Raw genomic sequence first — 14,474 nt, 5'->3', positions numbered from 1 at the left:
CGGGCCCTTGAGCCTGCTTCGCCTTTTGCTTTATGGGGTGCGCGCCGACTCGCCGCGTGACCATTTGGCTTTCGTTTCCGCACAGAAGTCCGGATAGCGCCCGGCGGCGATTGCGGCGCGGACCTCGGCCATCAGCGTTTCGTAATAAGCAAGATTGATCGTCGTCAGCAGCATCATGGCGAGAATTTCGCCGGCTTTCACGAGATGGTGCAGATACGCGCGGGAGTAGACGCGCGCCGCTTCACAAGACGATTCCGGATCGATGGGCCGCGTATCGTCGGCATGTTTTGCGTTGCGCAGATTGATCCGGCCGAAGCGGCTGTAGACGAGGCCGTGGCGGCCCGCGCGCGTCGGCATCACGCAGTCGAACATGTCGATGCCGCGCCGCACGGATTCGATGAGATCGTCCGGCGAGCCCACGCCCATCAGATACCGCGGGCGCGCGGCCGGCAGATGCGTAACGCTTGCCTCGATCATGGCCAGCATCACCTCTTGCGGCTCGCCTACCGCAAGGCCGCCGAGCGCATAGCCGTCGAAACCCATATCAACCAGCGCCTCGGCACTCGCGTGCCGAAGCGCCGGGTTTGCGCCGCCCTGGACAATGCCGAAGAGAGCATGGCCGGGTTGCACGCCGAAGGCGATCTTGCATCGCTCCGCCCAGCGCAACGAAAGCCGCATGGCACGCTCGACCTCGGCCTCGGGCGCGGGCAGCTTCACGCATTCATCGAGCTGCATCTGGATGTCGGAGCCGAGCAGGCGCTGAATTTCCATCGCGCGTTCAGGTGTCAAATGATGCCGCGCGCCGTCAATGTGGGATTGAAAGGTCACGCCGCTTTCGTCGAGCTTCCGCAGCTTTGACAGCGACATGACCTGAAAGCCGCCGGAATCAGTGAGGATCGGCCATTGCCAATTCATGAACCTATGCAGGCCGCCCAACGCGGCGACGCGCTCGGCCCCCGGCCGCAACATCAGATGATAGGTATTGGCGAGGACGATATCGGCGCCGAGCGCATGAACATCTTGCGGGAACATCGCCTTGACGGTCGCAGCTGTGCCGACCGGCATGAAGGCGGGCGTACGGATCGTACCGCGCGGCAAATTGATTGCGCCTGTGCGCGCATTGCGGTCCTTGGCGTGAATGTCGAATGTGAGCGAGGTCGTCATGATTGCGGGGCGAGCAGGCATGCGTCGCCATAAGAATAGAAACGATAGTCCGTGGCAATCGCATGCCGATAGACGGCTTGCATTGTTTCGAGCCCGCTAAAGGCCGAGACGAGCATGAAGAGCGTCGAGCGCGGCAGATGGAAATTGGTGAGCAGCAGATCGACGGCTTTGAAGCGATAACCCGGCGTGATGAAAATCGCGGTATCGCCAGAAAAGGGCGCAATCTGACCATCGGCTGTTGCTGCGGATTCGAGCAGACGCAACGATGTCGTGCCCAGCGCAACGATGCGGCCGCCCGCCGCGCGTGCCGCATTCAGCCGCGCCGCTATCTCCGCGTCGATCTCGCCCCATTCGGCATGCATGTTATGCGCGTTTGTGTCGTCTGACTTCACGGGCAGAAATGTTCCGGCGCCGACGTGCAGGGTGATCTCCGCGATGTCAACGCCCCGCTTGGCGATTGCCGTTTTCAGTGCGGGCGTGAAATGCAGGCTCGCGGTTGGCGCCGCGACCGCGCCGCGGTGGGTCGCGAAGAGACTTTGATAATCATCCGCATCTTGCGCATCGGCCGGGCGTTTGCCGGCGATATAAGGCGGCAGAGGCATGGCGCCGAGCTTTTCGACGGTGCGATCGAGATCGTCGCCAGCGAGCGCGAAAGTAAGCAAGACTTCGCCCTCGCCGAAATTTTCGAGCACTTCAGCTTCGAGAGTCGCCGCCCCATTGCGCGCGAAAGCGATCGTGTCGCCGCGTTGCAGTTTCTTGGCGCCCTTCGCAAACGCGCGCCATGTGTTGGCGGAAACGCGCTTGTGCAGCAGCACTTCGATCTTGGCTTGTGTCGTGCCGCGGCTGCGCACACCTTCGAGCCGGGCGGGGATGACGCGTGTATTGTTGACGACAAGGATATCGCCCGGGCGCAGAAAGTCCGGCAGGTCGCGGATCGTCCGATCTTTGAACAATTCAGATTCGCCGGGCGTGACGATCAGCATCCGTGCCGTATCGCGCGGGACCGCCGGGCGCAAGGCGATCCGCTCGGGCGGCAGATCGAAATCGAAAAGATCGACACGCATATCATCCAGCCGTCATTGCTGGGCGCAAAAGCGAAGAAGCAATCCAGTCTTTTTCTCTGGATTGCTTCGTTTCGCTCGCAATGACGGAATTGCGCAATGTTAGCTCAATTTGGCGGAGACGATTCGGTCCGGATCGCGCACCGGTTCGCCGCGCTTGATCGTGTCGATATTCTCCATGCCAGAGACGACCTTGCCCCAAACCGTATATTGCTTGTCGAGGAAGCGCGCGTCATCGAAGCAGATGAAGAATTGCGAATTCGCCGAATCGGGGCTTTGCGCCCGCGCCATCGAAACGGTGCCGCGCACATGCGGCTCCGCATTGAACTCGGCCTTCAGGTTCGGGTATTTCGAGCCGCCGGTGCCGGTGCCATGCGGGCAGCCGGTCTGCGCCATGAACCCATCGATGACGCGATGAAACGCGACGCCATCGTAGAAGTGCTCATCGACGAGCTTCTTGATATGCGCGACATGATTGGGCGCGAGATCAGGCCGCAGTTCAATCACCACGGGGCCCTTGGTCGTTTCGAGAGTTAGGGTGTTGCCGGCTTCCGCCATGCCGATGCCTCCAATTTGTATTGGGCTTCCCATAGTCGAAGCCAGCCGCAAGGTAAACCTTCGCAAAGGCTAGCGCGGGCTTGGCCGCGCTAGCCAGCAAGGCGTTACTTTGTGTCAGTCGCGAGTTCCATCTTCACGATCTTGTCCGGGTCGGTGACGGTGCCGTTGTCGGCCTGCGAGCCCTTCTTGATCTTGTCGACGACATCCATGCCATCGATGACTTCGCCGAAGTTCGTGTACTGGCCGTCGAGAAATCCGGCATCGCCAAAGCAGATGAAGAATTGCGAATTGCCGGAATTCGGATCATCGGCGCGCGCCATGCCGAGCGAGCCGCGCTTGAAATGCGCTTTGTTGAATTCGGCGGGCACGTTCGGCAGATCGGAACCACCGGTGCCGGTGCCGGTCGGATCGCCCGTCTGCGCCATGAAGCCGTCGATCACGCGATGAAACTTGAGGCCGTTGAAGAAGCCGCGCTTGGTCAGAATCTTGATCTGCTCGACGGTCTTCGGCGCGAGATCAGGCCGCAGCAGGAGCGTGACGCGCCCGTCCTTGGTATAAAGATAGATCTCGTTTTTGAGATCGGCCGCAGCAAGCGGCGCAGTCAGGAACATGAAGGCGAAGACAGCCAGAAGACTGCGGCGGACGAGGTGCATATTTCCTCCTTGGAAAGCTTAAGGCGCGTTGTTGAGTTTTACGGCGAGGGCTTTGGCGACGACATCAGGCACGAAAGGCGCGATATCGCCCCCGAGCAGCGCGATTTGGCGCACCAATGTCGCGGCAATGTGACGAACTTGCGGAGAGGCTGCCAGGAAAATCGTTTCGATCTCTGGCGCCATGATCGCATTCATGCCTGTCATCTGCGCTTCATAATCGAGATCGGTGCCGTCGCGCAGGCCGCGGACCAGAAGCGTTGCGCCGGCTTCCCGCGCCGCCGTTACGGCAAGCCCGGAAAACGTCAGCACCGATAATTTGCAGGAATGGTTTGCCGTGAGACCGCCGCAAGCAGCGCGGATGAAATCAGTGCGCTCGGCCGCGGAAAACATCGGCGTCTTGCCCGGATGCACACCGATCGCGACCACAAGCTCGTCGCAGAAACGCGCCGCGCGCGCGATGATATCGACGTGCCCGTTGGTCAACGGGTCGAACGTGCCGGTATAGAGCGCCTTGATGGTCATCGCGGACTTCTAGCCGAGGGCGCGGGCAGGGGCAAATCTCCCCTCTCCCGCGCCGTGATTACTCGCTTGCGGTTTCGTCCGAAGCCTCGCCGTTTTCCGCTGCTTCATCTTCGCTGATGCACTCAACGCTGACGACACGCTCGTCCTCGGCGGTGTTAAAGACGATCACGCCTTGCGTGCTACGGCCGGCAACGCGGATGCCTTCGACCGGGCAGCGGATCATCTGGCCACCATTTGTGACCAGCATGATTCCGTCGGTCTCCTCGACCGGCATTGAGGCCACGAGTTGCCCGTTGCGCGGGTTTACGGCCATCGCGACGATGCCTTTGCCGCCACGCCCGGTGATCCGATACTCGTAGGACGACGTGCGCTTGCCGTAACCGTTCGCTGAAATCGTCAGGATGATTTCCTCCGCGGCCGACATTTGCGCATAGCGCTCGGAGGACAGCGCGGCGGCGGCTGCCTCTTCGCCATTCGTGTCGTCGTTTACAGCTTCGGTCGCCTCAGTCTCCCCGGCAATGGCGCGGCGCATCTTGAGATAGGCCGTACGCTCGCCGCTGTCGGCTTCGATATGGTGAAGGATAGCCAGCGAAATGACGCGATCGCCTTCGCCAAGCGAGATGCCACGCACGCCCATCGAATCGCGGCCCTTGAAGACGCGAACGTCAGTCACCGGGAAGCGGATGCACTGGCCGTCCGCGCTCGTCAGCAGGACATCGTCATTCTCGTTGCAGATCTGGACGTTGACGATCTCTTCGCCGGGATCGAGCTTCATGGCGATCTTGCCGGCGCGATTGACCTGGGCGAAGTCGGAGAGTTTGTTGCGCCGCACAGTGCCGCGCGTCGTCGCGAAAATTACGTCGAGCTTTTCCCATTGCTCTTCGTCTTCCGGCAACGGCATGATCGTCGTGATGCGCTCGCCCTGTTCGAGCGGTAGAATGTTGACCAACGCCTTGCCGCGCGCCTGCGGGGCGGACGCGGGGAGACGCCAGACCTTTTCCTTGTAGGCTTGCCCAAGCGACGAGAAGAACAGCACCGGCGTGTGCGTCGAAGCAACGAACAATTTGGCGACAAAATCCTCGTCGCGCGTCTGCATGCCGGTGCGGCCTTTGCCGCCGCGACGCTGCGCGCGATACGCCGAGAGCGGCACGCGTTTGATGTAGCCTGCATGCGAAACGACGACGACGACATCCTCACGCTGAATGAAATCCTCGTCTTCGAAATCGGCGTCGCTATCTAGGATGATCGAGCGGCGCGGTGTCGCATGCGCGAGTTTAACCGCCAGCAACTCATCCTTGATGATGCCGAAGAGTCGCGCACGCGAGCGCAGAATGTCGAGATAATCTGCGATCTCGGCGGCGTGCTTTTCCAGCGCCTGGCCGATTTCATCACGGCCGAGCGCCGTGAGGCGCTGCAAGCGTAGCTCCAGGATACCACGCGCTTGCGCCTCGGAAAGCCGGCACATGCCGTCTGCTGACAGCACATGGCGCGGATCGGCGATCAGCGCGATGAGCGGCGCCATATCGCGCGCCGGCCATTCGCGGCTCATCAAGGCTTCACGTGCTGTCGCCGCATCGGGCGAGGTGCGGATGACGCGAATGACCTCGTCGATATTGGCGACGGCGATGGCGAGACCGACTTGCAGATGCGCCGCATCGCGCGCCTTGCCGAGCAGGAATTTCGTGCGGCGCGTGACGACCTCTTCGCGGAAATCCACGAAGGCTCGCAGGAAGTCCTTGAGGTTCAGCGTCTCCGGCCGTCCGCCGTTGAGCGCGATCATATTGGCCGGGAAGCTCGATTGCAGCGACGTGAAGCGCCAGAGCTGGTTCAGCACGACATCGGCCACAGCATCGCGCTTCAGCTCAATGACGATGCGCATGCCCTGGCGATCGGACTCGTCGCGCAGGTCGGAAATGCCTTCGACTTTCTTCTCGCGCACGAGCTCGGCGATTTTCTCGACCAGCGTGGCTTTGTTCACCTGATACGGAATTTCGGTGACGATGAGCGCCTCGCGCTCCTTGCGGATTTCCTCGACCTCGACCTTGGCGCGCACGAGGATAGAGCCGCGACCGTTGAGATAAGCGGCGCGAATGCCGCCACGGCCAATGATATTGCCACCGGTCGGGAAATCAGGTCCGGGGACGATTGCGATCAGCTCTTCGATGCTGATCTCGGGCCGGTCGATGAGCGCGAACACCGCGTCGATCACTTCGCCAAGATTGTGCGGTGGAATGTTCGTCGCCATGCCGACGGCGATGCCGCCGGCGCCATTGACGAGCAGATTGGGAAATTTCGCGGGAAGAACGACGGGCTCGTGTTCGCGGCCATCATAGTTCGCCTGAAAATCGACCGTCTCGTTGTCGAGATCGTCAAGCAACGGCAGCGCGGAGGTCGCAAGACGCACCTCGGTGTAGCGTTCGGCCGCCGGTGGATCGCCATCGACCGAGCCGAAATTGCCCTGGCCGTCGATGAGCGGCAGCCGCATCGAAAACGGCTGCGCCATACGCACCAGCGCATCATAAATCGCGAGGTTGCCGTGCGGATGATACTTGCCCATCGTATCGCCGGTGACGCGCGCCGATTTGTTATAGGGCCGGTCCGGCAGATAATTGTTTTCATACATCGAAAAGAGGATGCGCCGGTGCACCGGCTTCAGGCCGTCGCGCACATCGGGGAGCGCCCGGCTGACGATCACGCTCATCGCGTAATCGAGATAGGAGCGGCGCATTTCGTCAGAAATAGAGACCGGACGGACGTCCGAATCCGTGGGTCCGGCGCCGTTTTCGTTATTATCGGCCAAGGCAATTCATCCAAACTTGGGAGGAGACTTCTATATAATCAATTGCGCCCAAAAAGGCCAGCCGAGCAGGCTTTGAGTGGCTCAAAAATACTCATAAATTTCAATCTCTTATTGTGGGGACTTGGGATTCTAACAGGCGGATGCGGCGCGAGGCCGCGCATGGCTTGCGAACCGGCCTTTTTCGCGACGAAGTTGGCGTTCGATTCGCACCATGGATGCGGAGCAGAAAGACCGCTAGGCCGCCAGAAATTCTCTGATCTTTTCGCCAAGCGGTGCCATGGCAAAGAGGCCATTGGCATGGCCGAAGGGTCCGTGGATTTCAGCCGTCTCGACCTCTGCGCCGCCCTTAGCGATCGCCGCCGCCGTCGCGCGGGATTTGGCGGCGCGAAAGACCTGATCTTCGGGTGAATAGAGCAGGAGAGTTCTGGCTTTTATCTTTTCGAGATCGGCGACCGTACCCGTCGGCCCGACAGCAAAAGTCTGGTTGGCTTTCACAAGATAAAGCAGATGATTGGCGTCGGATATTTTTGCGCGTTCGGCAGCAATGCCTGACACCACCGTCTGCGCCTTGAAATAATTGCGCAGCGCATTTCCAGGATCAGCGCCGGGCTCCGCGAAGGTGCGGCCGAATTGCGTGTCAGCCCAGATCCAATGATTAGCCTGCAATGTGACGAGTTCGAGCGCCAGCTTCAGGCCCGCGAGCGGCTGTTCATCGAGCGCGTAGGCGCCGTTTTTCCAGGCCGGATCGGCGATGATCGGCGCGCCCCAAAGGCCAAGCCACGCGATGAGCCACGCATCCACTTCGCCCGCGCAAATGACGGGGACGATACGATCCATCATGTCGGGATAGATGGCGGCCCAGGCGAGCGTCTGCAGGCCGCCCATCGACGGGCCCATTACCGCATGAAGCCTGCGGATGCCAAGATAATCGACGAGCGCCTTCTGCACAGCGGCGAAATCGCGGATCGTGACCAGTGGAAAATCGAGACCGTAAGATTTTCCGGTGTCAGGATTGATGCTCGCGGGACCTGTCGTGATGACATGCGGATCGCGCGCATTGAGATTGACCAGCGTGTCGGATGAGAAGACGAAATAGCGATCGGTATCGATCGCCTTGCCCGGGCCGATCAAAGCGTCCCAATAGCCGGGAAAGACATCTTCTTTGGCGTGGCGGCCGGCGGCGTGACTGGTGCCGGAAAAATAATGCGCGATGAGGATTGCATTAGAGCGATCCGCATTGAGCGTGCCGTAGCTCTCCCAGCCAATGCGGACATTTTTGATGAGCTGGCCGCCGGATGTGCGAAACTCCGGCAGCTCGAAGACTTTTTTCTCGACGATCATGCAGCGATCCCCCGCGGCATGATCGTCTGATATCTATTAAAACGGAATGTCGTCGTCGATCATTTCCGCGGCGCGGCTTGGGCGCCTGTCGGAGTCCATCGGCGACGAACGACCGAAGCTGGCACCGCTGCTTGCGGCTTCAACCGCGCCGCCACGCTCGTCGAAAGATTCGCCACGCGCACTGCCGCGACTGTCGAGCAACGTCAACTCGCCGCGGAAACGCTGCAGGACGACTTCCGTCGTGCGGCGCTGGTTACCGTCCTTGTCGGTGTATTCACGCGTCTGCAATTGGCCTTCGAGATAGACCTTCGAGCCCTTCTTGCAATATTGCTCCGCGATCTTCCCCAAATTCTCATTGAAGATCACAATATTGTGCCATTCGGTGCGATCCTTGCGCTCGCCCGAGGCTTTGTCTCGCCAGGATTCGGTCGTCGCGAGGCTGAAGTTCACGACGGAATCGCCGGAATTCATCCGCCGCACTTCCGGGTCGCGGCCCAGATTGCCGATCAGAATGACTTTATTGACGCTGCCCGCCATGACTCTCTCCATTACGCGCTTTGGCCGTGGACCTTAGGGCCGTAGCCGCCTGCCGTAGACTCCAAATAACCCCTCAGATCGGGTTTTCCACGGAAAGGCATTGTTCTTCGTTTGTTCCTAACAATTCTGTTGTTACATAGCAAGTTAGAAATTGACGCTTGCGGCATCGCAAAATCTTGGCAAACGCGCGCCGTGCGGCCTAGGCTGGGCGGCAGACGACGCCGCATCGGGGCGGGGAAACATTCATGTCACAAAAGCCGCTCGACTTCAGTCTTCTGTTGAAGTCCAAGCTGTCCCGACGCTCGTTCGTCGCAGATGAAGTGATTTTTCGCGAGGGCGACAAGGCTGAAGCGCTCTTCGTCATCGAAAAAGGGCAGGTGGAAATTCAGGGCGGCCGGCGCGTCGTCGCCATCCTGGGCCCCGGCGAATTTTTCGGCGAAATGTCACTCGTCGATCCGGCACCGCGCAGCGGCACGGCAGTCGCGGTGACCGATGTCACGCTCGTGCCTGTCTCCGAAAAGGAGTTTTTGCGGATCGTCGGCGAGACGCCGAGCTTCGCGCTCGATCTCATGCGCCTCTTCGTGCGACGCATCCGCGCGCGGGACGGGTATTATTGAGCTAAGCCGGACATTGCCGATAATGATGACGCGCCTTTTGACGAACCGACCCTCGTCGACATGACCATTCATTCGCCCGTCCGGCGGGTCGAGTCGCCGTCCGGCAGCCTTATTTCCGATTGGTATCCGCACGCGCAGCTGCTCGACAGCTACGCCATCGACATCCCCTCTGCACCGTCGCCCAACATGCGCCAGCTCGCGACGCTCGCTCTCGGCAATCCTCCGGTCTGGTTCCGCACGTTGTTGACAATCCGGGACGCGGCCATGCGCCCGCTCGGCGTCAAGAGTTCCCGCCAGTTGCGCGAGGGCACGCCGTTTGCAGCCCGTGTGGACTTCTTTCCGATCCTGGAAGAGAAAGAAAACGAGATCGTCTTTGGCGAGGATGACCGGCATCTCGACTTCCGCATATCCTTGCTGCGTATCCGGGCCGGCGGCAATACAAAGGTCATTGCGACCACGGCGGTGCACATCCACAATCGCCTTGGGCGGGCCTATATCAACATCATCCGCCCGTTTCATCATCTGGTGGTCACGCGATCCATGGCGCGGCTGGCAGCTGGATGTTGAAACCGTCAGGTGCTAGGCGAGCGTCATCTCGCCGGTTGCATTCTCCGTCGTGCCACGGCTCAGCGCGGCATTGAGCTTTACCCTGTCCAACTCGCCTTCCGAGGCCGAGATCACCACGGTCGCGACACCGTTGCCGATGAAATTGGTCAGTGCCCGGCATTCGCTCATGAATTTGTCGATGCCGAGCAGAATGGCCATGCCAGGGACCAGGGCTGGCGAGACCGACGATAGCGTCGCTGCCAGCGTAATGAAGCCGGCACCGGTGACGCCCGTCGCGCCTTTCGAGGTCAGCATGGCGACGAGCAGGATCGTCATTTGCTGACCGAACGAAAGATCGACCCCCAGCGCATGGGCGACGAACAGCGTCGCTAGCGTCATGTAGATATTCGTGCCGTCGAGATTAAACGAATAGCCGGTCGGGACGACAAGGCCGACGACCGAGCGTGAGCAGCCCAGCACCTCGAGTTTTTCAATGAGACCGGGAAGGCCGCTTTCCGATGAACTTGTGCCGAGCACGATCAGCAATTCGTCCTTCAGATAGGCGAGAAACTTGAAAATATTGAAGCCCGCCAGACGGGCGATCGTGCCGAGTACGACGATGACAAAAAGCGCCGACGTCAGGTAAAACGTCGCAATCTCGCCGGCGAGCGCGCCGAGCACTTGCGTCCCGTATTTGCCGACCGTATAGGCCATCGCGCCGAAGGCACCGATGGGTGCGGCCCGCATCACGATGTTGATGATTCCAAAAACCGCAAGCGTGGCCTGGTCGAGCACATCGGTCAGAAGCTTGCCGCGCTGGCCAAGCGCCATCAGGGCAAAGCCAAACAGAATCGAGAAAAGAAGCACCTGCAAAACATCGCCGCGCGAAAAGGCGCCGATGGCGGTATCGGGGATGATGTTGAGCAGATATTGGACCGGGTGCTCCGCGCCGGCGGCCTTGGCATAGGCCGCAACAGCGGCGGCGTCGGCATGTGCGGCAAAGCCCGCGCCAGGGCGCACCAGATTGCCGACGAGAAGGCCGATCGCCAGAGCGAAGGTCGAGACAATTTCGAAATAAACGATGGCCTTGACTGCGACGCGGCCGACCTTGCGGGCATCGGAAATATGGGCGATGCCCGCCGTCACCGTCAGGAAAATGAGCGGTGCGATCACAATCTTGATGAGCCTGACGAAGCCGTCGCCGAGCGCCTTCACCCAATCGGCGGTGGCGACGTGGGGCGCAAGCCAGCCAAAAATCGCGCCGAGGGCAATGGCGAAGAGCACCTGCGCATAGAGCAGCTTATAGATCGGCGTTCGGATTTTGACGGCGGGGGCGGTGGCATCCATGGCGTTTCCTGCTGGCGTTTTCGTTCTTCTTGGGCTGGCTTCTCAGGCTTGGCGGCCCCGCCGAAAAGGCGCTCTTGGCCTTGGCTCGGCGAGCCCCTATCTTAAGGCGTTCCGATCTTCGACGAACCTTAAGCCGCGCGCAACTCGCCGCGACGTCCGACCTGATATTTCCTCTCTCCGGAGAGCCAAGATATTCTACGAAAGTCCATGAAAGCACCGCGCAAGACCATCCCCCGCAAAGCCAAAGAGCCCGAACTCGACCTGCCGTTCCCCAAGGACGACCGGCGGCTCATCGTCGTGCGCGGCGCGCGCGAACATAATCTGAAGAACGTCGACCTCGTCATCCCGCGCGACAAGCTCGTCGTGTTCACCGGTCTGTCCGGCTCCGGCAAATCGTCTCTCGCTTTCGATACGATCTACGCCGAGGGCCAACGCCGCTACGTCGAATCGCTTTCGGCCTATGCCCGGCAATTCCTGGAGATGACGCAGAAGCCGGACGTCGATCAGATCGACGGGCTTTCGCCGGCGATTTCGATTGAGCAGAAAACCACGTCGCGCAATCCGCGTTCGACGGTCGGCACCGTCACCGAGATCTATGACTACATGCGCCTCTTGTGGGCGCGCATCGGCATTCCCTATTCCCCGGCGACCGGCTTGCCGATCGAGAGCCAGACGGTCTCGCAGATGGTCGATCGCGTGCTGGCGTTGCCAGAGCGCACACGGCTTTATTTGCTGGCGCCGGTGGTGCGCGGCCGCAAGGGCGAATACCGCAAGGAAATCGCCGAATATATGAAGCGCGGCTTCCAGCGATTGAAAATCGACGGACAGTTTTACGAGATTGCCGACGCGCCGACGCTCGACAAGAAGCTCAAGCACGACATCGAAGTCGTGATCGACCGCATCGCGGTGCGGCCGGACCTCGCGGCGCGGCTTGCGGAAAGTTTCGAGACGGCGTTGGAGCTGGCGGACGGCATCGCCGTCATCGAATATGCCGACGAGAAAGATGAGAACGGCAAGGCGAAGCAAATCGTCTTCTCGTCGAAATTCGCCTGTCCGGTTTCAGGCTTCACCATTTCCGAAATCGAGCCACGGCTTTTTTCGTTCAACAATCCATTTGGCGCATGTCCGGTCTGCGGCGGTCTTGGCAGCGAGGAGACGGTCGATCCGGACCTGATCGTGCCGGATCCGAAACTCACGCTGCGCAAAGGCGCCATCGCGCCTTGGGCGAAGTCCACATCGCCTTATTATCTGCAGACGCTGGAATCGCTCGCCAAACATTACAAGTTCCGGCTCGATACGCCGTTCGAGGCGCTACCGAAAGACGTTCAGGAGATCATCTTCTACGGTTCGGGCGATGATCCGATCCGCTTTTCCTACAACGACGGCCTGCGCTCCTACGATGTGAAGAAGCCGTTCGAGGGCGTCATCAGCAATCTCGACCGGCGCTATCACGAGACGGAAAGTGAATGGGCGCGCGACGACATTTCTCGTTTCATGACGGCGACGCCCTGCAAAGCCTGTAAGGGCTACCGGCTGAAGCCGGAGGCGCTCGCGGTCAAGATCGAAGCCAAGCATATCGGCGAAGTCTCGGAACTCTCCGTGCGCGAAGCGCGGAGCTGGTTCGGCGCGCTACCGGAAAGGCTCGACGAGAAGCGCAGCGAAATTTCGCGCCGAATCCTGAAAGAGATCAACGACCGGCTGACGTTCCTGATCGACGTCGGGTTGGATTATCTGACCTTGTCCCGCGCATCGGGCACCCTCTCGGGCGGCGAGAGCCAGCGCATCAGGCTCGCCTCGCAGATCGGCTCGGGCCTCACGGGCGTGCTTTACGTTCTGGACGAGCCGTCGATCGGTCTGCACCAGCGCGATAACGCCAAGCTGCTCGAAACCTTGCGGCGGCTGCGCGACCTTGGCAACAGCGTCATCGTCGTTGAGCATGACGAAGACGCGATCATGTTGGCCGACCACGTGGTTGATGTCGGACCGGGGGCAGGGATTCATGGTGGCGAGATAGTCGCGCAGGGCACGGCGGCCGAGATCATGGAAGATCCGAAGTCGCTGACCGGGCAATATTTGTCAGGCCGTTTGCAGGTGCCCGTGCCGCGCACGCGGCGCAAGCCGGACCCGGCGCGCAAGCTCAGGATCGTCAACGCGACCGGCAACAATCTGAAGGACGTGAGTGTCGATATTCCGCTTGGTCTCTTCACCGCCGTTACGGGCGTTTCCGGCGGCGGCAAGTCGACGCTGATCGTTGATACGCTCTACAAGGCCGTGGCGCGCAAGCTCAACGGCTCGATCGAGCATCCGGCGCCGCACAAGGCGATCGAGGGCCTGCAGCATCTCGATAAGGTCATCGACATCGATCAATCGCCGATCGGCCGTACACCACGTTCGAATCCAGCGACCTATACCGGCGCCTTCACGCCGATCCGCGAATGGTTCGCGGGTCTGCCCGAAGCTAAGGCGCGCGGCTATCAGCCGGGACGTTTCTCGTTCAACGTCAAGGGCGGCCGCTGCGAGGCCTGCCAGGGCGATGGCGTCATCAAGATCGAGATGCACTTTCTGCCGGACGTCTATGTGACCTGCGACGTCTGCAAGGGCACGCGCTATGAGCGTGAAACGCTGGAAGTGAAATATCGCGACAAGTCGATTGCCGACGTCCTTAACATGACGGTCGAGGAAGCCGGCGCACTGTTCAAGGCGGTGCCATCGATCCGCGAGAAAATGGAAACGCTGAGCCGTGTGGGCCTCGGCTATATCAAGGTCGGCCAGCAGGCCAACACCTTGTCGGGAGGCGAGGCGCAAAGGGTGAAGCTCGCGAAAGAGCTGGCGCGCCGCGCGACCGGGCGCACGCTCTATATTCTCGATGAACCGACAACGGGTCTGCACTTCCACGATGTGGCGAAATTGCTTGAAGTGCTGCATGAGCTTGTCGAGGGTGGCAACAGTGTCGTCGTGATCGAGCACAATCTCGATGTGATCAAGACAGCCGACTGGATCATCGATCTCGGCCCCGAGGGCGGCGTAGGCGGCGGCGAGATCGTCGCGCAGGGAACGCCCGAAGCGATCGTCAAAGTCCCGCAGAGCCACACCGGCCATTATCTCAAGGCGATCCTCGAGCGTCGCGTGACACAGCGCAAAGATGCGGCGGAGTAGAGAGCGGTAGGAAGCCTGCGACCAAAATGCCCGATCGTATGCGTATTTCACATGTGTTTATTCAAACTTTCTATCGATCATTGGCATCGATTGGCAAATTTCCCCGGAGGGGTCTTGTGACACTTGATTACAATAGTGTCACATTCGCTGAATGCATGCGTTTAAGGCATAA

Annotated in this window: 12 protein-coding genes; 3 read left to right on the top strand and 9 right to left on the bottom strand. The window is 60.4% G+C overall.

The features are described from left to right. Positions 1-30: 30 nt before the first annotated feature. The 8 genes from tgt to ssb all read right to left on the bottom strand — a co-directional run bounded on the left by tgt (position 31) and on the right by ssb (position 8,636). On the bottom strand, positions 31-1,164 hold the full coding sequence (gene tgt, locus WDN02_RS16095; RefSeq protein WP_337294971.1) for a tRNA guanosine(34) transglycosylase Tgt: 1,134 nt from the start codon (positions 1,162-1,164) through the stop codon (positions 31-33). Then, entirely contained in the window at positions 1,161-2,228 is a 1,068-nt protein-coding gene (gene queA, locus WDN02_RS16090; RefSeq protein ID WP_337294447.1) for a tRNA preQ1(34) S-adenosylmethionine ribosyltransferase-isomerase QueA, read from the bottom strand. The genes tgt and queA overlap by 4 nt, the downstream gene beginning before the upstream one ends. Before the next feature lie 99 nt (positions 2,229-2,327). Beyond that, entirely contained in the window at positions 2,328-2,783 is a 456-nt protein-coding gene (locus WDN02_RS16085; protein WP_337294446.1) for a peptidylprolyl isomerase, read from the bottom strand. A 104-nt stretch (positions 2,784-2,887) separates the two neighbouring features. Continuing rightward, entirely contained in the window at positions 2,888-3,394 is a 507-nt protein-coding gene (locus tag WDN02_RS16080; RefSeq protein WP_337294970.1) for a peptidylprolyl isomerase, read from the bottom strand. A 60-nt stretch (positions 3,395-3,454) separates the two neighbouring features. Next, on the bottom strand, positions 3,455-3,958 hold the full coding sequence (coaD, locus tag WDN02_RS16075; RefSeq protein ID WP_337294445.1) for a pantetheine-phosphate adenylyltransferase: 504 nt from the start codon (positions 3,956-3,958) through the stop codon (positions 3,455-3,457). 58 nt (positions 3,959-4,016) lie between these two features. After that, positions 4,017-6,758 (bottom strand): DNA gyrase subunit A, encoded by a 2,742-nt coding sequence (gene gyrA / locus WDN02_RS16070; RefSeq protein ID WP_337294444.1) that lies wholly within the window; start codon positions 6,756-6,758, stop codon positions 4,017-4,019. 234 nt (positions 6,759-6,992) lie between these two features. After that, the gene (locus tag WDN02_RS16065; protein ID WP_337294443.1) at positions 6,993-8,099 is read right to left on the bottom strand and encodes a homoserine O-acetyltransferase; all 1,107 of its coding nucleotides are present in this window, start codon (positions 8,097-8,099) and stop codon (positions 6,993-6,995) included. Between the two features lie 36 nt (positions 8,100-8,135). Then, positions 8,136-8,636, bottom strand: coding sequence for a single-stranded DNA-binding protein (ssb, locus tag WDN02_RS16060; protein ID WP_337294442.1), 501 nt, complete (start codon positions 8,634-8,636; stop codon positions 8,136-8,138). Between the two features lie 245 nt (positions 8,637-8,881). Here ssb and WDN02_RS16055 point away from each other — a divergent pair, with 245 nt between their 5' ends. Together WDN02_RS16055 and WDN02_RS16050 are read left to right on the top strand one after the other, a co-directional pair. Next, the gene (locus tag WDN02_RS16055) at positions 8,882-9,253 is read left to right on the top strand and encodes a cyclic nucleotide-binding domain-containing protein (RefSeq protein ID WP_337294441.1); all 372 of its coding nucleotides are present in this window, start codon (positions 8,882-8,884) and stop codon (positions 9,251-9,253) included. A gap of 60 nt (positions 9,254-9,313) precedes the next feature. Further along, positions 9,314-9,820 (top strand): DUF2867 domain-containing protein, encoded by a 507-nt coding sequence (locus WDN02_RS16050; protein ID WP_337294440.1) that lies wholly within the window; start codon positions 9,314-9,316, stop codon positions 9,818-9,820. 12 nt (positions 9,821-9,832) lie between these two features. Here WDN02_RS16050 and dctA read toward each other — a convergent pair whose 3' ends face one another. Continuing rightward, a complete protein-coding gene (gene dctA / locus WDN02_RS16045; protein WP_337294439.1) occupies positions 9,833-11,146 on the bottom strand; it encodes a C4-dicarboxylate transporter DctA in 1,314 nt (437 codons plus the stop codon). A 207-nt stretch (positions 11,147-11,353) separates the two neighbouring features. Here dctA and uvrA point away from each other — a divergent pair, with 207 nt between their 5' ends. Next, the gene (uvrA, locus tag WDN02_RS16040) at positions 11,354-14,302 is read left to right on the top strand and encodes an excinuclease ABC subunit UvrA (RefSeq protein ID WP_337294438.1); all 2,949 of its coding nucleotides are present in this window, start codon (positions 11,354-11,356) and stop codon (positions 14,300-14,302) included. The last annotated feature ends 172 nt before the right edge of the window (positions 14,303-14,474 follow it).

Source organism: Methylovirgula sp. (assembly GCF_037200945.1).
Classification (GTDB): Bacteria; Pseudomonadota; Alphaproteobacteria; order Rhizobiales; family Beijerinckiaceae; genus Methylovirgula.
This window is presented reverse-complemented; position numbering and strand designations above follow the sequence as displayed.

Bases quoted from the DNA above. Each gene is read 5' to 3' on its own strand.
- WDN02_RS16055 (WP_337294441.1), top strand. From the start codon at position 8,882: ATGTCACAAAAGCCGCTCGACTTCAGTCTTCTGTTGAAGTCCAAGCTG.
- dctA (WP_337294439.1), bottom strand. From the start codon at position 11,146: ATGGATGCCACCGCCCCCGCCGTCAAAATCCGAACGCCGATCTATAAG.
- WDN02_RS16085 (WP_337294446.1), bottom strand. From the start codon at position 2,783: ATGGCGGAAGCCGGCAACACCCTAACTCTCGAAACGACCAAGGGCCCC.
- queA (WP_337294447.1), bottom strand. From the start codon at position 2,228: ATGCGTGTCGATCTTTTCGATTTCGATCTGCCGCCCGAGCGGATCGCC.
- ssb (WP_337294442.1), bottom strand. From the start codon at position 8,636: ATGGCGGGCAGCGTCAATAAAGTCATTCTGATCGGCAATCTGGGCCGC.
- WDN02_RS16080 (WP_337294970.1), bottom strand. From the start codon at position 3,394: ATGTTCCTGACTGCGCCGCTTGCTGCGGCCGATCTCAAAAACGAGATC.
- WDN02_RS16050 (WP_337294440.1), top strand. From the start codon at position 9,314: ATGACCATTCATTCGCCCGTCCGGCGGGTCGAGTCGCCGTCCGGCAGC.
- WDN02_RS16065 (WP_337294443.1), bottom strand. From the start codon at position 8,099: ATGATCGTCGAGAAAAAAGTCTTCGAGCTGCCGGAGTTTCGCACATCC.
- uvrA (WP_337294438.1), top strand. From the start codon at position 11,354: ATGAAAGCACCGCGCAAGACCATCCCCCGCAAAGCCAAAGAGCCCGAA.
- coaD (WP_337294445.1), bottom strand. From the start codon at position 3,958: ATGACCATCAAGGCGCTCTATACCGGCACGTTCGACCCGTTGACCAAC.
- tgt (WP_337294971.1), bottom strand. From the start codon at position 1,164: ATGACGACCTCGCTCACATTCGACATTCACGCCAAGGACCGCAATGCG.